This window comes from Yersinia thracica (genome assembly GCF_902170565.1).
Lineage (GTDB): Bacteria > Pseudomonadota > Gammaproteobacteria > Enterobacterales > Enterobacteriaceae > Yersinia > Yersinia thracica.
Map to the genome: position 1 here is coordinate 14387 of NZ_CABHXX010000067.1, position 23700 is coordinate 38086.

Consider the following 23700-nt stretch of genomic DNA (forward strand, 5'->3'; position numbering starts at 1 on the left):
TCATTTGCAGTCATCACATTTTGCCGGGAGGTCACTCCCGGTTTTTTATGACTTATTAATAATCATTTTATCAATAATCATTTATTAACAGGAACAGATAATAACCCGACGTCACGCAGCGCTTCAGTTACCGCACCTTTTTGTTTTTTCTCCGTTTTGCTCGCTGTATCGGAAAAATCAGCTTGTGCAATCCACTGTTGATAACGATTTTCACCCAATGCTTTGTCTGCTTGAACCATTAGAGGGACTAGCCGTACACCAATATGATCACGGCTAGGATAGGGCCATTTGCTCTGCACAACAGAAAAAGGAGCCATAAAATCAAGGGTTTTAATCAAACCACTGCCATTCGGTGTTTGATAATGCCATAAATCGACTTGAACTTTATCAGCCAATTGGGCCATCAGTATGGCTGCTTGTAAACTGAAATAGCTGTAATGGAAAGAGCGCGTTCGCGCTAGCTCCAGTGGTTGGGAGCCATCTGCTGCTAATTGGACATTCAATTTATTTTTCAACAAATTAGCCATATCAACCAGGATCTGTGGCTGTTGCAAATACCAGGCGATACCCGCCACTTGTACCCCATACCAATTGCCATGATTATTCTGTGCCGCTGCTTCTTTTTTACCTGCTGGGCTGAACTGCAGCCACTGTAAATAGGCCGTCATCCACTGCCGAATTTGCTTTTCATCTTGCTCCGTCCAATGTTTATTCTGCCGTAACATTATCAATGAATCGACAATGCGAGTGGCAAAATAGCGTCCATCCAAGATCCCAGTTCCACGCCCTGCAGCAATTCCCGGCACGCCTTGAGCAAAATCTAGATTAGGATTCATTCGAGTATCAGGATCAATAAACCAGCTTCGAATCATGCTGATAGCTTTATCTGCATATTTCTGTTGGCCGGAAAAATACCAAGCTAATGTTAATGCTTGCACCTGAGTCGTAAAATCCGCCAAACGCACGCCATCACTATCGTCATTTTTACTGGCGGGGTTAATTTGCCCATCTTTATGTATCCAGGGTAAACCATCGCTTTTTTGACTATCTGGCCACCAATATACACTGAGACTCAGATAGTCATGTTTAGAGCCACTCGGCGGTACTCTATTTTTATCCATAACACTGGGGTCTGCCCGCTTTAGCGCTTTATCCGCTTGCTGCAATAACTGGCGATAGGCCAGCAGGGTTGCCAACGGCATCTGCCCTCGCTCTTTATCTTTATCTTCCGCGATAACCCGGTGGTTATGCTGCAACGCACTGGCAGATAAAAAAGCGTATTCACTCTGTGCTGCCTCGGCGATCGGCATAAAAAGCAGCGCCAGCAGTGTCGCCAGGCCGGAATAAGGACGTGTCAGATTAATAATACGCATCCTAATCTGGCTCCCCATTAGCAAACATATTGTTCCCATAAACCACTCACCTTATTTGATAATTGTCATATAGGCCCAGTTGAGTACCCTGATTTTATGCATCATGCCTGAAGCAATTTTTGCTTTCTTGATAAGAGTAGGTTTTGTCACTGATTATTAAGCCAACTATTGTTAACCATAAGAATAACTCTCTGTTTTAGACGAAAAATTAAAACGTAAATAAATGATAAAAACCTTTGCTAACGACAGCTATTCTCATGTTTACTGGTGCATGTCTGTTTTATTGTTCCTTTCCTATTGAATAACTATGCTAAAGCAAAATAGCCGTAATCTGTGGTTGCTGGTCGGTTCACTTTTCACCTTATACTTCGTCTGGGGTTCTACTTATTTGGTCATCCGTATCGGGGTCGAAAGCTGGCCGCCGTTGATGATGGCAGGATTACGCTACCTGATTGCCGGGGTATTATTGTTCAGTTTCCTGGCTATTCGTGGCCATGCCCTCCCCACTTTGCGCCAATGGATGGGGGCCAGCGCGATTGGTATTTTATTATTGGCTATCGGTAATGGGTTGGTCACCATTGCAGAACACCAGCATGTTCCCTCCGGTATTGCCGCCGTGATGGTTGCAACTGTCCCACTCTTCACTTTGTGTTTCAGTATGTTATGGGGCATGCGCAATACTAAATTGGAGTGGTCAGGTATTGCTCTTGGGCTGGTAGGTATTATATTGCTCAATACCGGCAGCAACTTATTAGGCAACCCATTGGGCGCACTGCTGATATTACTGGCTTCTGCCAGTTGGGCATTTGGCTCGGTCTGGAGCTCACGAATCGCGTTACCTAATGGGCCGATGTCCGGTGCAGCGCAAATGCTGGTCGCTGGCGTTGTTCTGCTGCTTGCCAGTACGCTAAGTGGTGAAGAACTAACCCAAACTCCCTCGATGGCGGGTATTCTGTCACTACTTTACTTGATTGTTTTTGGCTCTATGCTTGCCATCAGTGCCTATATGTTCCTACTGAAAAATGTCCGCCCAGCGGTGGCAACCAGTTATGCCTATGTAAACCCAGTCGTTGCAGTATTGTTGGGCATTGGTTTCGCCGGTGAAAATCTATCTACCCGAGAATGGTGGGCATTAGCCGTCATTGTTTCTGCGGTGGTTTTGGTAACCTTGGGGAAATTTCTGTTTAAATCTCGTTAATCTCTATGCTCTAAATAATTCGAGTCGCAGCTTGGAGCATCACGAGTATATACAGCAAGAATGCAACATGGTTGTTTCATTTAGTAAACGGGATATAATTCACGCTGTTTAGATAAAAAGTGAAAATAATTATGCTGAGAAAAGCACTCATTATTCTGATTGCAGTCATGGCTCTGAGTTCATTAGGTGGCGTTTTTCTGGCTGGGTTGAACATTTATACCCGTTCAACGACCCCACATGAAACTGAAACCACGGAATCCAGTCCATTGTCTGATATTGGCCCTGCGGGCTTGTCCAACAATGGTCAGGAATCACCGTAATCACCCATCCAATAACGGCATTTCTGCTATAAAAATCTGCAAGCCCCTGACCCGTTCAGACACCAATGAACAGTGGGGGCATAATAGATTTAAGGGCAAAACTTCCCCCTATCAATGCCCAATACCCGGCAATTTCACCATCATCATTGATATATTCGCCAGACCATATTTGCACAAGTGAGTGTTTTACTGTCAATGGTAGAAATGAGGCAATAGATTGATGTTGCTAGTAATTTTATATTATCACTGGAAAATAGCCGCATAACTGGCTGCATGATTGAAGTTTAAGATGGCAGTTTTTCTATTGTTTTTATACCTCTGCCTTAGCCTATTTCATCGAGAATCAGGGCTTCCTTATTGCCTGTTTTAAAGGGTTATTACGCCTAATGCAGCAGCCTTTTCTTGCATCTGTTTAATAACGTTATAAGCCGACCAGGGTAATACGCTAAATCCATTTATCAATAATATAGCCTTAGCTGAAGTTGCCTCTGGCGAATTGACTGTGACTCTGATGGCCTGACGTATCTGGATAAGCTCTTTTTCAGATGTTGTCACCGAAGTAATAAGTGGCAACCCAGGTGCGATGTCAGTTTTCGCGATAATCTTTAACCCGACAACGGCTGATGGATCATCACGCTCTAATAATGCGAAGCTAATACAATCTATCGCAGCAATATCTGCTTGCCGCTGTTGAATCATTTCAATTGAACGATAGTGACTACCCGAGGCTATATTGCGCGAAAAAAAACGCCCATTAACCGCTAATGGGGCAATCAAAGCACGTAACGCATTATACCCTGACTGGGAGTCTGTGCTGTTGTAGGCAACTGTCCGATGACGAAAGTCAGACAGTTGCTCGCCTTGTTCGTCGTCACGAACAACCACTAAACTGCGGTAGTACTCACCTGAACAATAAGGTGATTGATAACTGAATATCCCAACCAACCGTACCTGTTGTTGCAGTTGAGTCACCAAAGGAAAACCACAGGTCTGGCTCAAAAGCAGTGTAGGGTCACGCCAATGCTGCAATAAATCTAAAGGCCAGAGTAACTTTTCACTGGCTCCTGGCACACCATGCCTGTGCAACTGTTGCGATAATAATTGCCAAAAAGGCCGTACATCTTGTTCCGGCCGAACCCCATACATGGGCAGTGAAATCATTATAGGCACCTACTTAAGAAGAGCAGCAGACTGGAAGATCAGTTATGTTTTACGGCAGGGAGAGATTGTAATTCCCGCCAACGAGACAAACGCCGGTTCCAACGGGTAAAAATCATATCCGTAATAATGGCTAATAAGGCGACTATAATTGCGCCCTGGATAACATAAGCAGTATTAAAACCGCTTAGTCCGATAATAATTGGAGAACCTAGAGTTTTCGTCCCGACAGTTGAAGCAATAGCAGCAGTACCAATATTGATAATGACTGACGTTCGGATGCCCGCGACAATAACCGGTGCTGCCAAAGGCAATTCTACACGCCATAAAATCTGCCAGGCGCTCATCCCTACCCCTTCAGCTACCTCACGGATATCCCTGGAAACAGACTCAATACCCGTAATAGTCCCTTGTAAAATAGGTAATAAACCATAAAGTACTAAGGCAATAATGGCAGGTTTTTCGCTAAAGCCCATCACAGGTACGGCAATAGCAAGCACCGCAACAGGTGGAAATGTCTGCCCCATCGCGACAATAGTTTCTACCACCGAACGAAACTCTTTCCCTGCCGGGCGAGTCACTCCAATACCTGCGCTAACCCCAATGAAAACAGCGATAATACTGGAAATCAGTACCAACAAAACATGGGCAACCACCAGTGACCAAAATGTATCCTGCACATAAATAGGTCTGTCGAGATCAGGGAATAGCGCCGAAAAAACCCCGGCCAAGGAAGTCATACCAAAAACCAGACCTGCCAGTAAGAGTAATGCCCAACAAAGGGGGTCTTTTAAACAATACAATAATCCTGACTTGAGTTTTTCCAGAGGAAGCTCTTTCACATCCCCCATTTTGACAGCAGTCGGTTTCATGATCCCCTCTTATCCGCATCAGCTATCAGATCAGCAAAGTAAAGCACCCCTAATGATTGCCCATATTCGTCAGTAACCAGTAATTTATCTGTCTGACGCGACACAAACAGGGAAAGTGCTTCACGCAAGCTAGTCGTACCAAGTATTGGTTGTCCAACCAAAGTTTCACCACGCCTGACACGTTGTTCAGCTCGCCCGAGTGATAACAGCTTAATACCAAGATCACTGCGACCAAAGAAATCACGAACAAAATCATTAGCAGGTTGAGTTAACATTTCAAGAGGTGTCCCTTGCTGGATAACTCGCCCGCCATCCATCAAAACTATACGATCAGCCAAACTTAAAGCTTCATCAATATCATGAGTGACCAAAACAATAGTCCGACCCGATAACTGGTGAATACGGGTAATTTCGAACTGCAATGCTGAACGTGTCACTGGGTCTAATGCACCAAATGGCTCGTCCATCAACAACACTTCTGGATCTGCCGCCAAAGCTCGGGCAACACCTACCCGTTGTTGCTGCCCGCCTGACAATTGATGAGGATAACGATGAATAAACTGTTCGGGATCCAGATGCAATAACTCAAGCAATTCAATAACTCGTTGACGAATTCGCTCTTGAGGCCATTTAAGCAATTGCGGTACGGTGCCAATATTGCGTTCCACAGTCCAATGGGGGAATAACCCTATAGATTGGATTGCATAACCCATGCGACGCCGTATATCTTCAGGCTTATAATTACGAATTTCCTCGCCAGCAAAATGGATCTCCCCCTCATCATGTTCTATAAGCCGGTTAATCATTTTTAATGTGGTTGACTTACCGGAACCTGAGGTGCCAATCAGCACAGTAAATTCCCCTTTAGCGATCTGTAACGTTAGGTTATCTACTGCCCGTTTGCCGGCAAAATATTTAGTTACCTGATGGAAATGAATCATCGATGTGAAGTATCCATAAAAATAATGATGAATTTAAACAGCGAATCAACTACTACCGCCATCACTATCACGGGGATTACACCCAACAGCACCAAATCCAATGCACTGCTCAGTAAACCTTGAAATACAATCGCGCCCAACCCACCCGCCCCAATCAACGCAGCGACAACGGCCAACCCGACGGTTTGCACAGCAATAATACGAACTCCGGATAAAATAAATGGCATGGCAATCGGTATCTGAACCCGAAAGAACAACTGAGTGCGGGTCATTCCCATCCCTCGCGCTGATTCAACAACACTGTCAGGTACCGCTTCTAACCCGGCAACTACATTGCGTACTAATGGCAATAAAGCATAAAGCACCAGTGCGACGATAGCCGGAGCTAACCCGATACCACTCACCCCATGCTCCGCTAACCGAGGAATAGCCGCGGCCAGCCCAGCTAAAGGGGCTATCAGCAGGCCAAACAAAGCAATGGATGGAATAGTTTGAATAATATTCAATGTTGAAAAAATAGTGCCTTGAAAACGATGAGAGCGAAAGCAGAATAGACCAAGGGGAATGCCCAAGAGTACAGCAGGTATCAGTGTTGCCAACAAGATTTGAAGGTGTCGCCATAATGCATCATCAAACACATCTTGGCGATTAACGTACTCTTTCATTAATGACAATTGATCAAGCTGCCCGGTTGCCAACAATATTACAACTGGCAGAACTAACAAAACATTCGCCAAACTGCGCCAAACAGGATTCATAACCGCACGAGCCAAGCTATCGACCGCAATCAATATGCTCATCCCACTCATCAACCAAAACCCACTACCAAGTGACGTGCGCGCGAGGCTTTCTTCGCCTCCAGCAAGTTGTGTAGCTGTTTTTCCAGCCAGTAACAACAGGCCGAACAACAGTATTGCGGCTATCAAAACTGTCAACCAAAGCACCACAATATTTTGTTTAAAGAATGCAAAAGCAGATAGCATCAATATCGGCACTAACAGCCACCAAACAGGCCCAGCTATCAATGATATTAATGAAACTCCCTGACCAGAGATCAACCGATTCGGTGCATGGCTCATAAACGAAAAGCCCCCCCCAGATAGAATCATCAAAAGAACCAGCGCCAGTAGAACTCGGTTTTTTACAACCATAAACCCCATCTCCCTGACAGATAATCTTTTTATAACAATAGATTATCTGTTTATTTAATGGCGCTATAGGCAATAAAATAGATACCTATAGCACCATCTCTGATATACATCACTATCCTTTAACAAACCCTTTTTCTTTCAGGTAATTAGCAGCAACTTTCTTCGCATCCTGACCTTCTACTGCAATGCGAGCATTGAGTTTTTGTAAGGTTGCACTATCAAGTGTGGCAAATACGGGATCAAGCAAAGCAGGGATATTAGGATGCGCTTTCAGTGTGGCCTCACGGATTATTGGGGTTGGCGCATAGATAGGTTGTACACCTTTAGTATCTTCCAATGTTCGTAGCCCTAATGCAGCGACCGGACCATCAGTTCCATACGCCATGGCGGCATTAACTCCGGAGGTTTGCTCGGCAGCCGCTTTAATTGTTACCGCCGTGTCACCACCAGCCAATGATAACAGTTGGTCTTGATTCAATTTGAATCCATATGCTTGTTGGAAAGCTGGCAGGGCATCAGGTCTTTCAATAAATTCAGCTGAGGCAGCCAATTTGAATTTACCACCTGCATTTATCCATTTACCTAAATCATTTAATGTTTTCAAATTATTTGCATTAGCTAGATCTTGGCGAACAGCAATGGTCCAAGTGTTGTTCGCTGGCGCAGGTGAAAGCCACACCAGTTTATTCTTCTCATAATCTAATTTTTTTACTTTTTCATAGCCTGCTTTTGCATCTTTCCAAGCAGGATCTTTTTCATCAGAGAAGAAAAAAGCACCGTTACCCGTGTATTCAGGGTAAATATCAATCTCACCAGCAGTGATCGCTCCGCGCACCACTTTGGTGGTGCCCAACTGGGATTTATTGGTTGTTTTAATCCCATTAGCATCAAGAACCTGCACTATAATATTGCCCAGCAATGAGCCTTCAGTATCAATTTTTGAGCCAACACGGACAGTATCAGCAGCCTGTGATGCTCCACCTGACACAGCCAATATTACTGTGGCTAACGCAAAAATCCGGCTACGAGTTAGGGTCTTTGCCATGCTTTACCTCTATGTGCTCAAGGGTTAATGAAAGTTATCTCGTTAATGTCTGTAAAACGCCAATGCCAACAAGGCATAAAACCATAAACAAATCAGCAGCCATATTAGATTTAGTCAAAAATAAACCAAATAACCAATTGATATTAAATATATTATTCAAGTCACACTAGGTTAGAAGGCCAATCTATTTTATGCATAACAGTATGATAGCTAAGTATTTAAAAGGGTTTCGCTGATAAGATTGACCGTTAAGATTACACAAATAACTGTATATAACAACAGTAAAATACAGGTAAATGAAAACAAGTCCGATAGTTTTGCAGGTATCCCAGCCTCCTCGCTTTCACTTTGATAAGCGCTTTAGACTGACTCGGTATGCCTATCTCCACTGCCAATCACCGTGTCCTGTATCCTCTCAGTCAGAGCTTTATTTTCACTATCGTAAAAGGGATGAATTTCTATCTCCAAAGCTGTAAAAAAAAATGCTTCGAACCATTCAGTATAGCCGTTCACCACGAATTGCTCGCTGCGATGCTGATATTGGACTCGATTTTCCAGATAAATCTGGTGCAATCCATACCAAGGTAAAGCCGGTAAATCATGATGGACTAGATGATAATTGAGGTTTAAAAATAGTAGTCGCCACGGCCATGCAGCCTCATTTAAGGTCGAACGAGCGGCGCTATTTTCAGCAGCACGATGCTCGAAAAATGATCTTACTTTAGTCAGACTAAGTGCTGGATAGCTAATAACCAAAATATAAAAAATAGCCGAAATACCATAACCAGCCATCCAGTGAAACAATAAACCAAGTAAACCAAAATGAACCAGCCACATTGCAATAGCAGAGCGGTCACCCGTACTGATTGCACTGCGGATAGTGGCAATGATATCCAGTGCAGGCCCTAGAGTTAATCGGCCAATAAAAGTATTGCTAATACGCACTATGCTTTTGAATAATTGGGGAAAATTCTGCCATTGTTCCGCAGTGTAATAATAGCACTCTGGATCTTTTTCTGGATGAGTCAAGTCTTCGTCTTTGTGGTGCTGAATATGGGAGTCACGATAAAGACCATAGGGATACCAAACTGCTAATGGCAAAGTCCCTAATAGCTGATTAACCCGTCGCCAGCGAGTTGGATGACCGTGGATCAATTCATGTTGTAGTGACATATACCACGCGCTTAATAATATTAGCAATGTACTACCAAGCACTAAGCCTAATTGCTGCCAATAAATAACGCAGGCAAACCAGCCAGTATAAATAATCCCAATCAATATCCAGGTAGGCAATTCCAACCGCCATATCCAAGAACGAGATAACAATTTTATCCGCGCCCGTTGCTGCTCGCTAAGATAATAAGCGGCTCCGGCTTCACGGCCATTCAATTTGGTATCAGCAGAAGACATATTAAAAGCTCATACTTGGCATAATTCCGGCCAGTATCAACTTAATTATCTCTGCTGCTAACTAACTTAAAATACTATGTAAATCTGAGAATGAGATAATCACCCTATATAATGATGTAACAGAGGTCGAAAAACATTGAGCTATTGTCAACCATATCAATCTTCTACTACATTAACCCAGCACAACTCTTCTGCTGAAATAGCAATAGCATCTAGCACTCTGGAAACTTTCCAACCTTCTTCGAAATCTGGCCACATACGATCCCCGGCAGCAATTCCGTTAATCAAATCGCGGACTTCGACCGTTTTTTGGTCGTTAAATCCAATACCATGCCCAGAACTCACACAAAATGCTGCGTAGTCTGGATGTAATGGCCCTGTAAGTAAGGTTTTAAATCCTTGCCTGGATTGCGGTTCATCATGACGATAGAGCTGTAATTCCGCCATGCGCTCTTGGGAATAACTAATTGTGCCCTTAGTTCCAGTGACCACATAGGTCAAACCCATTTTGCGGCCACATGCAATACGTGATGTCTCTATGGTCCCCATTGCTCCATTAGCAAAACGCACGAGTGCTCCGGCTTGATCTTCATTTTCTACCGTCCGTAACAAAGAGGGATTTTTCGGGTCGGGCCGCTGTTTAATGACAGTCTGCATATCCCCACATACCCTAGTGATATCACCTACCAGATAATGGGCCATATTGACTATATGCGCGGCCAAATCGCCTAATGCTCCTAACCCTGCCTGAGCCTTAGTACAATGCCAATCTAACGGCGTCTGCGGGTCTGCCAGATAATCTTCATTATGAGTACCGTAAAAATGCACGATATCACCAATCTCACCATTGGCAATAATCTCGCGTGCTAGCTGAGTGGTGGGATTCTTTATATAGTTAAATCCCACCAACGTTTTTACACCTTTTTCACGGGCCGCTTCCGTCATTTCTTTGGCATCTGCCGCATTAAGAGCCAGAGGCTTTTCGGAATAAACATGCTTACCATGGCTTATAGCCGCGAGAGCAATTTCCTTGTGTAAGAAATTTGGTGCACAAATATCTACTACATCAATAGCTGGGTCGGCTACCAATTCTTGCCAACTTGCAGTCGATCGGGAGAAACCAAACTCAGCAGCACGTTGCCAGGCCAATTCAGGCGTGATTTCTGCCAACATTTCTAATATTGGAACCCCCTTTAAAGGAAAAACAGTTGCAACCTGTGCATAAGCAATGGCATGGCAACGACCAATATAGCCGGTGCCGATAAGGCCAATTCGGACCTTTTGCATTTTATTCCCCTGTTTGTTTAAGATTAAATCCACACCAAAAAACTTTGCATGTTAAGGGTTATACGAAGTTAAAATTTCACTATCAAGTAGAAAGTGAAATTAAAAATCCATTTTGCGAGCTAGTACAATTAATCGGTTAAACCCAATGAAAATTTGCATTAATAAGTATTAAACCTCATCATCTAGCTCACAAAAATAAATTATAAAATACAAAAAATGAATTATTTATTTTCTTTTATTATTATTATGAAAAAAACGCCTCGATTTGCGATGCGCTACGCATCACTGATAACTCAAGGTTTCAATACCGCCATTTCGTTATATAGTAAGCACCGCGATGAAGCATTTAACTAAGCTGCTTCTGTATAACTTCGACAGGAAATTTGCAATGAACTCACCTTTTCTGGTAACACCACAATGGCTGGCAGATCATATTAATAATATCGATATCACTATTCTGGATGCCAGAATGTCACCACCCGGGCTAACCCCTAAAAGAAATATTCAGGCCGAGTTTGAGCAAGGGCATATTCCTGGAGCTGTTTACTTTGATATTGATGCAGTTGCAGATAGCAGCACCGATTTGCCTCATATGCTGCCATCCCCACAAATATTCAGTGAGATGGCTGGCCAATTAGGGATAAATGAACAGCAAACCCTAGTCATTTATGATGATGGCAATTTGTTTTCAGCACCGCGCGTTTGGTGGACATTCCGTATATTTGGTGCCAAAAACGTATATATTTTGGCTGGGGGTTTTAGTGGGTGGCAACAGGCAGGCTTCGCATTAGAGAGCGGCCCGAGATACCCTACACCTCAAACCTTCAAAGCAATATTCAATGACGCAGCAGTCAAAAGTGTTGATGACGTTTTAGCCGCACTCGGGAACAATGAAATACAAATTATAGATGCTCGCCCGGCGGGTCGATTTAAAGCACAAGATCCAGAGCCGCGCCCCGGCCTACAGCTGGGCCGTATTCCCGGCAGTATTAATGTGCCTTGGGGAAACCTGATTGAAAATGGCAATCTGAAATCACCACAGGAACTGAAGAATATTTTTGCCAGCCAAGGTGTGGATTTGGCCAAACCTATTATTACCAGCTGTGGCTCGGGGGTTACGGCTGCGGTGGTTGCTCTGGGATTAGCCGCAGTAAATGCAACGTCGGTATCTTTATATGATGGCTCTTGGGCCGAATGGGGAGCATCAAATTCGCTACCAATCGATAACACTCGACTGTCATAAAATCACTTAAATAGCGGTCAGGACACGGGTACTATCAAGCTCGATATGAGTACCCTGTCCTCCCACTCTAGATAAAAGTCGAACGAAGTTTTAATTCCTAGAGATTTATATTCTAAATATTATTACTGTGCAAAGAAATCTCATAAAGTCTCATTAGCTGTGTGCAAGTCAATATATAGAGTAAAATACTTTACCTCCCCACGATTCTCGAACAATGGGTATTCATCAACAGGAGTGAGGATTACATTTAAATAAAAAAGGCAGAAGATTAAAATCTTAAATATATTAAACTATAAAAAATACAATTAAATCAATTTAAATAAAAAAAGGAATAGCATAATGCTACTCCTTTCTTACTTGCAATTAATATTAGTCTTTTATATCAATATAATTACTTTTATTTTTTAGGGCCACGGATACGCAATGTCAAACCTTTCAGGAAATAACGCAATACCTGATCACCACAAGGGCGGAAGTTTTTGCTGCCTTCTTTACGGAACAATGCATTTAACTCAGGCTTAGATACTGGGAATTCGACCGCGTTGAAAACATCGTGCATATCGGTATCTTTCAATTCAAATGCCACACGCAGTTTTTTTAGCACGATATTGTTCGTAATGACTGGTTCTACCGCTGGTGCCGGGAACTTGTCATCCTTACCACGTCTAAAGAAAATCAGGCCATTGAGGAAATGTGCCATCACCAGATCAGGGCAATCCTGATATCCAGCTTCGTCTTCTTTTTTAAGAAAATTAACGACATCCGCATTGTCCACATCAAAATCAGCCAGCTTAATGATCTCTGTTATCTTGGTATCGTTTACGTTAAGCATATAGCGAACACTACGGAGCACATCGTTGTTGATCATATTACTGCCCTATTCCTATTATTTAGATTAGGCGCGCGCGAATATCGCAAGAAAAAAATCGTCTTTAACGCCTAGCGGGCAGTATTGTATAGATCAACACCGATTTTCTCAATGCAAATCTGGCTGATAATAAAAATACACATATAGCAAAAATGGGAAGCTATGACGTATAATTATTTATTAGTTATTTTTGATAAATAACTAATAAAGGCAAGAGATAAACAAAAAATCACCTTAACTATTAAAATACAGATTAAGTCTTAGGTTTAATATTATTAGTTGGTTGATAAAGTGAAATTTCCTCACCAACAATATACTTCTTCCGCAAAGTAGAAGAAACTTTATCCATGGTCATTACAATGACAACCATTATTAAGGTAATAAACATCACGACATCCCAATTCCATAGTCTCATATTCTCAGCATAAACTAAGCCTATACCGCCAGCCCCCACAAAACCTAATACTGCGGCCGAACGGGTATTGGATTCAATCTGATAGAGGCTGAGGGCTAAGAAGATGGGAAAAGACTGAGTGAAAATGCCAAAACGCTGTTTTTGTAAAGCATTAGCTCCCAGAGCAGTCAAACCACGATTAGGTGATTTATCTACCGCTTCATGCCCTTCTGCATAGAGTTTACCGAGCAAGCCCATATCTTGCATAATAATCGCCAGCACCCCAGCAAGTGGCCCCATCCCGACAGCACGTACAAAAATCAGCCCCCAAATGGCCATATCAATACCACGGAAAATATCTAAGAAACGGCGCACGACAAATGAAATAAGGCGTAAACCCGGCGTCGACATCACATTTCGCGCAGCCAAAAATGATAGAGGCAAAGCAATCAAGGTCGCAGTGATTGTTCCGGCAAAAACAATGGCTAAGGTAATAAAAATCTGACCAAAGTAATATCTAAATGGCCAATTAACAAAATCATGCCAAACAAACATCCGTAAAAAGTACCGGCTTATTTGCTGGCTACCATTAACAAATGTCTGCCAGGGAATACCAAAGGTTTTGAAGAAAAAAAGATAATATAAAAAAATGCCTACAGCAATTATCGTGGCCCACTTTATATAGCGTTTTTGCTGTAAGAAAATCTGTGGATGCTGCTGTTTCACTGTTGCTAGCTGCTCTGCGCTCAAGTGGTCTGTCAGCATTATAACGCGCCCTCCACAACTCGTTTGCGTAATTTACCGGATGTATAATCCAATAACGAAACTACAATAATAATCAGTAGTAATGTCATACTCACCTGATCATAACGATCCAATTTTATTGAGGTCATCAATTCCTGACCGATTCCCCCCGCTCCCACCAAACCTAAAATGGTCGATTGGCGAAAATTAATTTCCAACCGCATAAAACTATAGGAAAGAAATATGGGTTTTACTTGCGGCCAAAGCGCAAAACGCATTCGTTGTAATTTGCCGGCACCACAAGCAGCAAGACCGCGAACAGGTTTATCCGATGCAGTTTCCAATGATTCGTAAAACAACTTAGTTAAGCTGCCAATAGTGTGTAATGCCAACGCCAAAAAACCGGGAATAGCCCCAATGCCAAAAGCCATGACGAACATCACCGCCCATGCCAATTCTGGCATAGTGCGTAAAAAGGCAACAAAGGTGCGAATAGATAATCTCAACCACGATGGAGTTTGACTATTATTCGCCGCTAAAAAGGCCAAAATAATAGCAACCATAACCGACAAAATTGTCGAAGCCACCGCCAGCTGTAGAGTTTCCCAGATTAGCGGTAACTGAATTGGCAAACGATAACCCCAATAAGCCAAGGAGCCTTCCGTATGACCATCTGCAAATAATTTATGCCAATGGAGCACAGGAATAGTTTCAACTAGATAATCAAAAAAATGTGGAATAGAAATAAAAATAGTATGTAAATTAAACTCAGCAATGTTTCCAGCACCAAGATAGATAATTGCCAGCACCAATGACCAAATCAGCGTTTCACGTTTTTGTTTAGCGCGAACCTTTTGATAGTAATAGTTAAAGTCTGTATTCAAAATTAGCTACCACCTAAAAATGATTGCCCCGGTAAACCAGAGCCATCATATTTTATCCGCAGGACCGACTTAACGGTCGCCTTTGGTTAATTCACGCTTCATATCAATAATAGTTTGATACTCGCTGAGTGATGTTTCACCAATATGCTGTTTGCCACCCATCGCTTTGATGAAACAACCATGATCTTCTTTATCCAATCTTTTAACCGCAGCCACCAGTTGCGCTTTAAACTCAGGTGGCAATGCACCGCGGACTAAAATCGGGCCATTAGGAATAAGGGGAGATTCCCAGATAATACGAATCTGTTTCATTAAATCTGGGTGATCCATACGAATCATGCGGGTAAATGCACCGCTGGTATAGCCCGTATTATAGTCACCAATCATCGATGCCCAAGTTACTGCACCATCAAATTGGCCATTAATGACACCAAGAATATCTTGCTCATGTCCGCCGGAGAATGTCACGCTAGAGAAGAAATTGTTATATTTGTTATCTGGTGTCCCGCCTAATTTCTGTTTGAATATTTGATTAGGGATCAAGAAACCAGAGGTTGAGTCTGGGTCAGCAAAGCCAAATGCTTTACCCTTTAAGTCTTCAATTTTCTGATAAGGACTATCTGCTTTTACAACGACGACAGAGTGGTAGCCGCGAGATTGGTCAGTATCATCAATAGCAATACCTACAATATCAACAGCTTTAGGATCTTTGATATAAACAGAGGCAAAGGAGGAGGGAGACATACTTAATACCAGGTCAATCTTTCCACCTAATAAACCTTGAATAACGCCGGAGTAGTCAGATGCGTTATGTAAATTTGTTTTAACATTTAATTCCTTATCTAAGAATTCCTTAACACATACATTATCGCCAATTTGCTGTGTTGCATTCTGACCGCCAAGGATACCCAGATTAATTTCTTTTGGCGCATCCGCTGCTGTGACATTAAATACCATTAAACTTGCCACTAATGAGGTAAGACAAAGTACTTTTTTCATTAAAATAACCTATTCTGATAAAGGGATAAGTGGGAGTTAATGCAAAAGCTCAGGTGATTCGTCACTATATATATCCTGAATAATGGTATCATTTAGCATAGAGGGGGGACCGTCAAAAATAATTCGTCCATGAGCGATACCAATAACTCTGGTACAATAATCTTTCACTAAATCGACAGAGTGTAAATTAACAACCACCGCAATATCATTCTCGCTTATTTTCTGTAATGTATTCATAATACGAGTCGTATTCTTAGGGTCCAAAGAAGCGACTGGCTCATCAGCCAATAATATTTTGGGGTTTTGCATCATGGCGCGGCAAATAGCAACACGCTGCATTTGTCCACCCGAAAGGTTTTCTGCGCGTTGCAAAGCATGCGGCAGCATATTAAGCCACTGTAATAACTCGATGGCTTTGGCGCGATCCTGGTCCGCAAATATCTTAAAAAATGATTTTAGTGTGGAGGTGTAACTGAGGCGGCCTAATAAAACGTTAGTTATAACATCAAGGCGCGGAACCAAACAGAAATCTTGAAAAATCATGCCACATTTAGCTCGCCATTTACGCATCTGCTTTGTTGTCAGGGCTGCTATATTTTGTGTTTCGCCGTTGTCATGGTAATTGATAATTTCACCCGCACTGCTGGGAATAGTACCATTTAAAACATGTAGTAATGTAGATTTACCGGCACCAGAACGGCCAATTATTGCGACAAACTCACCCGAATGAAGCTCAAAATTAATATCATCCAGAACTCGATGTTGTGACTTATACGCCTTAACCAAACCTTTAACAGCAAGTACCTTTTTACGCGGTTCTGACACCGCAGCTGGATAATCAGCCACAGTGAATTTACGTAATGCTTGGCCCATGTCATGTTTCTCAAATTGCCTGTAGTCATGTGCCATTAAAGAATATGTCTATTGCATATTGATGATAGTTTTATGAGAGAATGGTGACAAAATTCAGCCACCTTTCTTATATTCTTGATGAGCGAGCATTTTCTTGTTTAATACTTATTTAGTCAAAATAATGATTATTTAAAATCACTATAATAAGCACCTAAAAAATTGCTAACTTCTTAATTTTCGATAGACAAGCAGCACGACCAGTGAGCCAATAACCGCTACCACAAAGCTACCAAGGTTAAACCCATCAACCTTACCCATCCCAAAGAAAGTGCTAATATAGCCACCAACCAGCGCCCCTACCACGCCGAGGATTATAGTCATAATAAAACCACCACCATCCTCTCCTGGCATAATCCATTTAGCTAAAATCCCAGCGATAAGACCAAAAATAATCCAAGATAGTATGCCCATAAGTACCTCCATAAAATTAATTTTCACTGATAGCTGGCTTGCCTATCTCACTCATTACAAACTCAACATTACGGCCTTAAACCGCTATCGTCATTGTTAAGTTAAGACCCGAATAACAAAATCTGCAAATCAGATCTATCATGTTCAGTTAAAATTAAATAATGGGCTCACGGGGTGAGAAAATATGATTAACCCCCTGTTGCCGCAGTTTTTTCAGCAAATCATACCCGCCATTCGGTACACTATGGGCAAATTCTCTTTCACTGGCAAAAACGGGACTGGCCCAATATATATTAACCGGGTCATCTTGCTGGAGAGGCAATATTAGGCTATCTGCATTAGTATAAAGCTCTGATGACAAGATATAACCCTCATACCCCTGAGGGGCGACCTCTGATTCCAATGTGTGCCCCTCCCCCAGCCAAGTTATTTTACTCCAGGGTACATGAGCAAAACCTGCCAACGCACTAGCCATATAGATAGCGTTATCCTCATTAACAAATTGGCTATCAATCGCTATAGCCATTTCGAAACGCCGATATTTAGCAGCATCGTCATTAAATAATATTTCAACCCATGGTTGGGGACGAATACTGACCCCCAACGTCAGAAAGTAATATATTCCATCTTTTTCGTGCTGTGAGATAGCCATAGGCGGCCACTTACCTTGATCAATCGCATAATATTTAACCGATGAACCAAAGTGTTGTTCATAGCACTGAATATATTCAGCCTGTAATGCAGACCATGGATTCCCTTCCTCCTGCTGCCAAACCCGCCAAAATTGGCGAGTATTTTGTGCATGGGTATATTGGGTATTAGTGGAAGCAGACCCCAAAGGTAATGTTAGTGGGTTGTCTTTAATGCAACTGGCGGAATAACAAACCGAGTGATCAATATATAAACTCCAGCCGGGAATAATCGCCAGTAATTGCCCCTGATACCATAATGCTGCGCCGTCATCACTTTCTGACCAGATAATCGAAATAAACTGCGCATCAAGTTCAGCCTCGCCAGCCACATTACGGCAAAACTCTGCAGCCAAACGCGGAGCTAGTCCTTGTTCAAGGGCGGTATTATCAGCCAATATTGGCGCTGCGACCAAATTTCTCACCCAGCAAGCGCGGACGGGGAAACGTTCTTCAAACGCTTCTTGCGGATAAATATAGAAGTATACTACCCGTTGGTCTTGTTGCACCACAGCTACTAATGTCTGGTTTTCATTACTGACTTCGACCAGTACCTCAGATTCTTTCATATCGCCTCAACTCTATCGGCAAAGGATTTCAGGCTAAACACGCTGTATTGCATGCCGTAAAATAAGTTTATTAGCGGGAGTACACATAATCTTACGCCAATAACTCTATACTGGATAATATAAAAAGGTGACCGTAAAAACTCAGTGATAGTGTAAAACGACTTATCCCTTTAAATCATCAGCAAAAGTCTCAAAAATTATCAGTATCAACATGAATATCCAGACACCTATTTTTATAATTGATTCAATATGTTCCTATAGAAGCAGGTTCTAATGAAGAAGTCTGGCCTAAATATTAATAGCCAATAGTTGATAGTCTGCCGTCTGTTTTCACGCTAAAATACAAACATTGTTTCTCGCAGAATTGAAGGCTGATATGGCATATATACCAAAGAACTACGCGCGTCTGGAAAGTGGGTATAGGGAGAAAGCATTGAAGATCTTTCCGTGGGTTTGTGGTAAATGCTCACGAGAATTTGTTTATTCCAACCTGCGAGAACTAACAGTTCACCATATTGACCATGATCATAGTAATAACCCAGAAGATGGCAGCAATTGGGAGATGTTATGTCTTTTTTGTCATGATCATGAACACTCTAAATATACCGAAGCAGACCTTTATGGCTCGACGGTAATTGCCGGGGATGATGCGCAGAATGATCAGGGTGTTGCCACCCACAATCCATTCGCCAACTTGAAGTCTTTGATGAAAAAATAAACCTATTTGGCCGTGATACACAGAGCGGCCAAGACTTTATGATGACAAATCATACAATAATTAGAAACCGAGCAATTGCCGGTATGAACGGTTTTCTTGTTGTTCTATTAATAATCCTAATCGGTTAGCTAACTCTCGGCATTCTGCCTTAAGATTATCAAGGGCAGTAAAATCATCAGTCATGATGGCTATCTCAGCAAAATTGCCTAACTTCGCCAGACTATCAACCGTGACGTGAAACTTCCCAATAAAATAGATGCTACGTTGTTTTTCTAGTGTAAACGCAGGTTGATACCCTAACGTTGACAACATGCTCTTCACTTTATCGATATCTTCAATATTGCTCGCTTCACAGCGTTCCGTTCCCGGCCCCTTGACTATCCATAAACGAATACCTGATGGATTCATTTCACGTAAAAGCATACTGATCTGTTTAGCGGCTAAATCGCCACTATTCGCTTCCAGATAGATATCTTTTTCATGATTATTGACCGTAAATGGCACTGCTTTATGCATTGCTAACTGTTCATGTAATTGGGTGATGTTCGATACTTGGAACTTTAACTCAACTTCATATTTACCCACAAAATGCTCACTCATAAAATACCTTATTAATCAGCGTAGTTCTTGTATCTGATCCTATACCTCGGCGCGTAATGATCAAAACTCTTATCAAGATATTAAAGGATGAATCCATCACAATTCTCAGTCTTGTCCTCTCCATTAATCATCATAGTTAGTAATTTTTAAAACACAGCGATGCGAAGACTGAATGCTTTTTAAGCAAAAATAATGCGTGTGAGTTCACAAAAAACACGTTTTATCAGGAAAGCATACCGCCCCTCATGTTTACTTCATTGCACTAAAATAGTTGTTTCATACCGGGCTGAACGTGGGTATGAAAAGTAAATGTCATTACAGGGAGTCGCACGAATGAATCACTCTTATGATGAAAAAACGCAAACCTTACTGACTCAATTACAAGATATCGTAGGTGCGCGCTACTTATTGACTGGCGAACGACAAACTGAACGCTACCGTTCGGGTTTCAGATCAGGGGCTGGTTCTGCTCTCGCTGTAGTGTTCCCTTCTACGTTGTTACAGCAATGGCAATTGCTACAAGCCTGTGTTGCAGCTGATACAATCGTTATAATGCAAGCGGCTAATACAGGGCTGACTGAGGGGTCTACCCCTAGCGGTGATGATTACGACCGCCCCATTGTTATATTGAATACATTGCGGCTTAATCAAATTCAGCTACTCAATGATGGCAAACAAGTCATTGGCTTTCCTGGTAGCACATTGAATCAATTGGAAAAATGCTTAAAACCTTATGATCGAGAACCTCATTCCGTCATTGGTTCTTCCTGTATTGGTGCTTCGGTCATCGGAGGTATTTGCAATAATTCAGGCGGTTCATTGGTTCAAAGAGGCCCTGCATACACGGAAATGGCTCTATTCGCACAAATTGATGCACAAGGTGAGTTGCAATTAATTAATCACTTAGGAATTTATTTAGGCGATACACCAGAAGAGATTTTACAATGCTTGGAGCGAGGTAATTACCCTGTCAGTGATATTGATCAGGGCACTCAACATGCATCCGATCATGAATATGCGACACGGGTGAGAGATATTGATGCGCCAACGCCTTCTCGTTTTAATGCTGACCCACGCCGCCTCTTTGAAGCCTCTGGATGCGCAGGTAAATTAGCAGTATTTGCAGTACGGTTAGATACATTCCCCAGTGACAAACAGCAGCAAGTTTTCTATATCGGTACCAATCAAACTCAGGTCTTAACTGAGTTACGACGTGCTATTTTACGTGACTTCAAACATTTACCCGTTGCGGGCGAATATATGCATCGCGATATTTTTGATATTGCAGAAGTGTATGGCAAAGATACATTTGTGATGATCAACAAAATGGGCACCAATAGCATGCCGCGTTTTTTCACCTTAAAAGGTAAAATTGATGCCCGCCTCAATAAAGTTCCCTTTCTAATAGATCATTTAACTGACCGTATTATGCAAGGTTTCAGCCAGGTACTCCCCAACCATTTACCCAAACGTCTTAAGAGTTACCGTAGTAAATATGAGCATCACTTAATGCTAAAAATGTCAGGTGAAGGGATAACTGAAGCACTGCAATTTTTAAAAGATTTTTTTGCCACGGCGGAAGGTAACTTTATTACCTGCACTGCCGATGAAGGCAAAAAAGCTTTTTTACATCGCTTTGCCGCGGCAGGAGCAGCTGTTCGTTATCATGCCGTTCATGCCGATAAAGTTGAAGATATTCTGGCACTGGATATTGCTTTGCCACGTAATGAAGAACAGTGGTTTGAGACGCTACCGCCCGAAATAGATCAATGTCTGGTCGCCAAACTCTATTATGGTCATTTTTTGTGCCACGTTTTCCATCAGGATTATATCGTGAAGAAAGGGGTCGATACGCACGCCCTAAAACAAAAAATGTTGGCGCTTTTGAATGACAAAGGGGCGGAATACCCAGCTGAACATAATGTCGGGCACCTCTACATAGCCAAGCCGGCATTGAAGACGTTTTATCAGCAGATAGACCCTACTAATAGTTTTAATCCTGGGATCGGCAAAACCTCGAAACTTAAATATTGGCAGACAAAATAACTGAGGTGGGGATGGATATCTGACAAGTTAGAATAACTTAAGCATTATCCGAATTCCTACAACATACCCGATGAATTCTGCCAGACAAACTATAGTCATAGTCTGATACCAACGAAAGTTGGTATGGCTATCACATGTTGGTTTTATACGGAGTCTGGGAGAACAAATGAAAATAATACTGTGGATTATCGCGATCATTTTTATTGTCGGTTTATTGACCATTACTGGTGTATTTAAACTGATTATCTAATTGTTATCAGTAAGGCAAGAGCTATTAATCAAATACTATCGGCAGAGTTGCAGGCTGGTTGCAAACTCTGCCTTTCAATGACTATGACTGTATTTATTCAGTCACCTGGGCTAAACGCCCTTGAGCATCTTTTTGCTGACGATAACTTTTTGCAGCTCCAGGAATTGGTGCAGCCTTGCCAGTTTCCATCCAACTGCGCAGGCGGTTTGCATCCGCAAAATGCGTATATTTGCCAAAAGCATCCAAAACAACCAATGCAACAGGGCGATTACCAATAACGGTACGCATTGCCAGACAATGCCCTGCCTGATTGGTAAAACCGGTTTTAGTCAGCTGAATATTCCATTTATCGTTATAAACTAAATGGTTAGTATTGCGGAAAGGCAACGTATAATTGGGATCACGGAACGTAGCCATTTTCTCGGTAGTGGTACTTAATTGACCAATCAGTGGGTATTGTTTGGTCGCTATCAATAATTTAGTGAGGTCACGCGCCGTCGACACATTATTAATCGACAGACCGGTTGGTTCGACATAGCGAGTTTTCGTCATTCCTAGCGATTTAGCTTTTGCATTCATCGCCTTAATAAAGGCGTTATATCCACCGGGGTAATGATGAGCCAAACTAGCTGCGGCACGGTTTTCCGACGACATGAGCGCCAGCAACAGCATATCTTTGCGGCTAATTTCACTGTTCACTCGAACCCGAGAAAATACCCCTTTCATTTCTTTGGTTTGATGGATATCAACCGAAATAATCTCATCAAGCGGCAACTTGGCATCTAATACCACCATTGCTGTCATCAGTTTGGTGATTGAAGCAATCGGCACAACTTCATCTGCATTGTTGGCATAAATGACTTTATTTGTTTGTAAATCAACCACCATCGCGCTCCCCGAAGCCAATTCAAGAGGAGCCTTTCCTTTAACTTCATTAGCTCCGCCACTCGCTATCGCAATAGGAACGACACTGATAGAGGTAGATAAAAGCAAGAAACTTAATAGTGCAAAACGGATTTTCACATGCATGTTAGTCAGCTTAAATAGGTTGTCTGGAGACATTATGGTTGATCCGGCGCATTATAAATTACAGTAATGCCCTGCGCACCACACATTCTTAAAATGATTGTTACAAACATTAAAGCTGCCTAGTCATTGCTCAACAGTAAACATTTCCGAAAGAAAACAAAGCTAAAGTTATGATAGTGACTATTTTAAAAGATAGTTTTTGTTTATAAAACAATCAATATGCTCTGGTAGACTGGCTTATGCTGTAAACATTAAATTTTAGTCAATTTATCACCGGGCATTTTAATTAATCAAAATAATCTCAACAGTGCCTCAATAATGAGAAAAAATATCTGTATCAGACTAAATATCATCCTATAATTGCCAACATAAACTTTATGATAAATCTAATTTTTAGGTGTTTATATGGGAACAACAATTTTTGGTATTCTCTTCGGCGTATTTTTAATCGCAGCGGGCCTTGCTGACATTCATGATGAGAACTTGGCATCTTTGACATTTTGGGTTGATGCATTGCTGATTTTTGTTGGGGCAGTATTCCTATTGGGTATTGCTAAATTTATCGGCCGCAAGAAAAAGTAACATCCGG

Annotated in this window: 24 protein-coding genes; 7 read left to right on the plus strand and 17 right to left on the minus strand. The window is 42.1% G+C overall.

The window, feature by feature from the left end:
- Window positions 1-77: 77 nt before the first annotated feature.
- Window positions 78-1373, minus strand: a complete 1296-nt coding sequence (locus tag FTA91_RS07710; protein WP_186377351.1) for an alginate lyase family protein — start codon at window positions 1371-1373, stop codon at window positions 78-80.
- Window positions 1374-1680: 307 nt separating this feature from the next.
- On the opposite strand from FTA91_RS07710, the gene yedA reads away from it, so the two are divergent.
- Complete coding sequence (gene yedA / locus FTA91_RS07715) at window positions 1681-2571, plus strand: drug/metabolite exporter YedA (RefSeq protein WP_145535601.1); 891 nt, start codon at window positions 1681-1683, stop codon at window positions 2569-2571.
- A 131-nt stretch (window positions 2572-2702) separates the two neighbouring features.
- Window positions 2703-2891, plus strand: coding sequence for a hypothetical protein (locus FTA91_RS07720; protein WP_025377722.1), 189 nt, complete (start codon window positions 2703-2705; stop codon window positions 2889-2891).
- Between the two features lie 366 nt (window positions 2892-3257).
- On the opposite strand, the gene FTA91_RS07730 is transcribed toward FTA91_RS07720, so the two are convergent.
- The 7 genes from FTA91_RS07730 to FTA91_RS07760 all read right to left on the minus strand — a co-directional run bounded on the left by FTA91_RS07730 (window position 3258) and on the right by FTA91_RS07760 (window position 10755).
- Window positions 3258-4052, minus strand: a complete 795-nt coding sequence (locus tag FTA91_RS07730; RefSeq protein ID WP_186377352.1) for a phosphate/phosphite/phosphonate ABC transporter substrate-binding protein — start codon at window positions 4050-4052, stop codon at window positions 3258-3260.
- A 38-nt stretch (window positions 4053-4090) separates the two neighbouring features.
- Window positions 4091-4789, minus strand: coding sequence for an ABC transporter permease (locus tag FTA91_RS07735; RefSeq protein WP_072082463.1), 699 nt, complete (start codon window positions 4787-4789; stop codon window positions 4091-4093).
- Between the two features lie 128 nt (window positions 4790-4917).
- A complete protein-coding gene (locus tag FTA91_RS07740; RefSeq protein ID WP_050112825.1) occupies window positions 4918-5862 on the minus strand; it encodes an ABC transporter ATP-binding protein in 945 nt (314 codons plus the stop codon).
- Entirely contained in the window at window positions 5859-7013 is a 1155-nt protein-coding gene (locus FTA91_RS07745; RefSeq protein WP_145583150.1) for an ABC transporter permease, read from the minus strand. The genes FTA91_RS07740 and FTA91_RS07745 overlap by 4 nt, the downstream gene beginning before the upstream one ends.
- A gap of 112 nt (window positions 7014-7125) precedes the next feature.
- Window positions 7126-8058 (minus strand): glycine betaine ABC transporter substrate-binding protein OsmF, encoded by a 933-nt coding sequence (gene osmF, locus FTA91_RS07750; RefSeq protein WP_145535595.1) that lies wholly within the window; start codon window positions 8056-8058, stop codon window positions 7126-7128.
- A gap of 360 nt (window positions 8059-8418) precedes the next feature.
- Window positions 8419-9468, minus strand: coding sequence for a fatty acid desaturase (locus FTA91_RS07755; protein WP_145583152.1), 1050 nt, complete (start codon window positions 9466-9468; stop codon window positions 8419-8421).
- Window positions 9469-9624: 156 nt separating this feature from the next.
- Window positions 9625-10755, minus strand: a complete 1131-nt coding sequence (locus FTA91_RS07760) for a Gfo/Idh/MocA family protein (protein WP_050112817.1) — start codon at window positions 10753-10755, stop codon at window positions 9625-9627.
- A gap of 388 nt (window positions 10756-11143) precedes the next feature.
- On the opposite strand from FTA91_RS07760, the gene sseA reads away from it, so the two are divergent.
- Complete coding sequence (gene sseA, locus FTA91_RS07765) at window positions 11144-11998, plus strand: 3-mercaptopyruvate sulfurtransferase (RefSeq protein ID WP_145583154.1); 855 nt, start codon at window positions 11144-11146, stop codon at window positions 11996-11998.
- Window positions 11999-12395: 397 nt separating this feature from the next.
- Here the strand turns inward: sseA and FTA91_RS07770 are convergent, their stop codons facing one another.
- From FTA91_RS07770 to FTA91_RS07800, 7 genes are all read right to left on the minus strand, one after another.
- Window positions 12396-12866, minus strand: coding sequence for a YehS family protein (locus tag FTA91_RS07770; RefSeq protein ID WP_032820273.1), 471 nt, complete (start codon window positions 12864-12866; stop codon window positions 12396-12398).
- Window positions 12867-13119: 253 nt separating this feature from the next.
- Window positions 13120-14025, minus strand: coding sequence for a phosphonate ABC transporter, permease protein PhnE (gene phnE, locus FTA91_RS07775; RefSeq protein WP_050112814.1), 906 nt, complete (start codon window positions 14023-14025; stop codon window positions 13120-13122).
- Window positions 14025-14888: a phosphonate ABC transporter, permease protein PhnE gene (phnE, locus tag FTA91_RS07780; RefSeq protein ID WP_050112812.1), complete on the minus strand. Its 864-nt coding sequence runs from the start codon at window positions 14886-14888 to the stop codon at window positions 14025-14027. The genes phnE (FTA91_RS07775) and phnE (FTA91_RS07780) overlap by 1 nt, the downstream gene beginning before the upstream one ends.
- A gap of 69 nt (window positions 14889-14957) precedes the next feature.
- Entirely contained in the window at window positions 14958-15887 is a 930-nt protein-coding gene (gene phnD, locus FTA91_RS07785) for a phosphonate ABC transporter substrate-binding protein (protein WP_050112810.1), read from the minus strand.
- Between the two features lie 36 nt (window positions 15888-15923).
- Window positions 15924-16760, minus strand: a complete 837-nt coding sequence (gene phnC / locus FTA91_RS07790) for a phosphonate ABC transporter ATP-binding protein (RefSeq protein WP_145536251.1) — start codon at window positions 16758-16760, stop codon at window positions 15924-15926.
- Window positions 16761-16961: 201 nt separating this feature from the next.
- On the minus strand, window positions 16962-17210 hold the full coding sequence (locus FTA91_RS07795) for a GlsB/YeaQ/YmgE family stress response membrane protein (RefSeq protein WP_004391521.1): 249 nt from the start codon (window positions 17208-17210) through the stop codon (window positions 16962-16964).
- Window positions 17211-17364: 154 nt separating this feature from the next.
- Window positions 17365-18468, minus strand: a complete 1104-nt coding sequence (locus FTA91_RS07800; RefSeq protein WP_145536249.1) for a suppressor of fused domain protein — start codon at window positions 18466-18468, stop codon at window positions 17365-17367.
- Between the two features lie 376 nt (window positions 18469-18844).
- Between FTA91_RS07800 and yajD the strand changes: the two genes are divergently transcribed.
- Complete coding sequence (gene yajD, locus FTA91_RS07805) at window positions 18845-19186, plus strand: HNH nuclease YajD (protein WP_005158894.1); 342 nt, start codon at window positions 18845-18847, stop codon at window positions 19184-19186.
- Between the two features lie 60 nt (window positions 19187-19246).
- On the opposite strand, the gene cyaB is transcribed toward yajD, so the two are convergent.
- The gene (cyaB, locus tag FTA91_RS07810; protein ID WP_050112806.1) at window positions 19247-19786 is read right to left on the minus strand and encodes a class IV adenylate cyclase; all 540 of its coding nucleotides are present in this window, start codon (window positions 19784-19786) and stop codon (window positions 19247-19249) included.
- 333 nt (window positions 19787-20119) lie between these two features.
- Here cyaB and dld point away from each other — a divergent pair, with 333 nt between their 5' ends.
- Together dld and FTA91_RS20620 are read left to right on the plus strand one after the other, a co-directional pair.
- On the plus strand, window positions 20120-21832 hold the full coding sequence (gene dld, locus FTA91_RS07815; RefSeq protein ID WP_145536248.1) for a D-lactate dehydrogenase: 1713 nt from the start codon (window positions 20120-20122) through the stop codon (window positions 21830-21832).
- Window positions 21833-21998: 166 nt separating this feature from the next.
- Window positions 21999-22082 carry a small membrane protein YohP gene (locus FTA91_RS20620; protein WP_456294432.1) on the plus strand — a complete coding sequence of 28 codons (84 nt, stop codon included), beginning with the start codon at window positions 21999-22001 and terminating at the stop codon, window positions 22080-22082.
- A 93-nt stretch (window positions 22083-22175) separates the two neighbouring features.
- On the opposite strand, the gene pbpG is transcribed toward FTA91_RS20620, so the two are convergent.
- Window positions 22176-23111, minus strand: a complete 936-nt coding sequence (gene pbpG / locus FTA91_RS07820; RefSeq protein WP_145583160.1) for a D-alanyl-D-alanine endopeptidase — start codon at window positions 23109-23111, stop codon at window positions 22176-22178.
- Between the two features lie 405 nt (window positions 23112-23516).
- Between pbpG and FTA91_RS07825 the strand changes: the two genes are divergently transcribed.
- Entirely contained in the window at window positions 23517-23693 is a 177-nt protein-coding gene (locus FTA91_RS07825; RefSeq protein WP_004391528.1) for a hypothetical protein, read from the plus strand.
- Window positions 23694-23700 lie beyond the last annotated feature (7 nt).

Excerpts from the sequence above, each read along its gene's own strand:
- FTA91_RS07710 (WP_186377351.1), bottom strand. The coding sequence starts at position 1,373 with ATGCGTATTATTAATCTGACACGTCCTTATTCCGGCCTGGCGACACTG.
- yedA (WP_145535601.1), top strand. The coding sequence starts at position 1,681 with ATGCTAAAGCAAAATAGCCGTAATCTGTGGTTGCTGGTCGGTTCACTT.
- FTA91_RS07720 (WP_025377722.1), top strand. The coding sequence starts at position 2,703 with ATGCTGAGAAAAGCACTCATTATTCTGATTGCAGTCATGGCTCTGAGT.
- FTA91_RS07730 (WP_186377352.1), bottom strand. The coding sequence starts at position 4,052 with ATGATTTCACTGCCCATGTATGGGGTTCGGCCGGAACAAGATGTACGG.
- FTA91_RS07735 (WP_072082463.1), bottom strand. The coding sequence starts at position 4,789 with ATGACTTCCTTGGCCGGGGTTTTTTCGGCGCTATTCCCTGATCTCGAC.
- FTA91_RS07740 (WP_050112825.1), bottom strand. The coding sequence starts at position 5,862 with ATGATTCATTTCCATCAGGTAACTAAATATTTTGCCGGCAAACGGGCA.
- FTA91_RS07745 (WP_145583150.1), bottom strand. The coding sequence starts at position 7,013 with ATGGTTGTAAAAAACCGAGTTCTACTGGCGCTGGTTCTTTTGATGATT.
- osmF (WP_145535595.1), bottom strand. The coding sequence starts at position 8,058 with ATGGCAAAGACCCTAACTCGTAGCCGGATTTTTGCGTTAGCCACAGTA.
- FTA91_RS07755 (WP_145583152.1), bottom strand. The coding sequence starts at position 9,468 with ATGTCTTCTGCTGATACCAAATTGAATGGCCGTGAAGCCGGAGCCGCT.
- FTA91_RS07760 (WP_050112817.1), bottom strand. The coding sequence starts at position 10,755 with ATGCAAAAGGTCCGAATTGGCCTTATCGGCACCGGCTATATTGGTCGT.
- sseA (WP_145583154.1), top strand. The coding sequence starts at position 11,144 with ATGAACTCACCTTTTCTGGTAACACCACAATGGCTGGCAGATCATATT.
- FTA91_RS07770 (WP_032820273.1), bottom strand. The coding sequence starts at position 12,866 with ATGATCAACAACGATGTGCTCCGTAGTGTTCGCTATATGCTTAACGTA.
- phnE (WP_050112814.1), bottom strand. The coding sequence starts at position 14,025 with ATGCTGACAGACCACTTGAGCGCAGAGCAGCTAGCAACAGTGAAACAG.
- phnD (WP_050112810.1), bottom strand. The coding sequence starts at position 15,887 with ATGAAAAAAGTACTTTGTCTTACCTCATTAGTGGCAAGTTTAATGGTA.
- phnC (WP_145536251.1), bottom strand. The coding sequence starts at position 16,760 with ATGGGCCAAGCATTACGTAAATTCACTGTGGCTGATTATCCAGCTGCG.
- FTA91_RS07795 (WP_004391521.1), bottom strand. The coding sequence starts at position 17,210 with ATGGGCATACTATCTTGGATTATTTTTGGTCTTATCGCTGGGATTTTA.
- FTA91_RS07800 (WP_145536249.1), bottom strand. The coding sequence starts at position 18,468 with ATGAAAGAATCTGAGGTACTGGTCGAAGTCAGTAATGAAAACCAGACA.
- yajD (WP_005158894.1), top strand. The coding sequence starts at position 18,845 with ATGGCATATATACCAAAGAACTACGCGCGTCTGGAAAGTGGGTATAGG.
- cyaB (WP_050112806.1), bottom strand. The coding sequence starts at position 19,786 with ATGAGTGAGCATTTTGTGGGTAAATATGAAGTTGAGTTAAAGTTCCAA.
- dld (WP_145536248.1), top strand. The coding sequence starts at position 20,120 with ATGAATCACTCTTATGATGAAAAAACGCAAACCTTACTGACTCAATTA.
- FTA91_RS20620 (WP_456294432.1), top strand. The coding sequence starts at position 21,999 with ATGAAAATAATACTGTGGATTATCGCGATCATTTTTATTGTCGGTTTA.
- pbpG (WP_145583160.1), bottom strand. The coding sequence starts at position 23,111 with ATGCATGTGAAAATCCGTTTTGCACTATTAAGTTTCTTGCTTTTATCT.
- FTA91_RS07825 (WP_004391528.1), top strand. The coding sequence starts at position 23,517 with ATGGGAACAACAATTTTTGGTATTCTCTTCGGCGTATTTTTAATCGCA.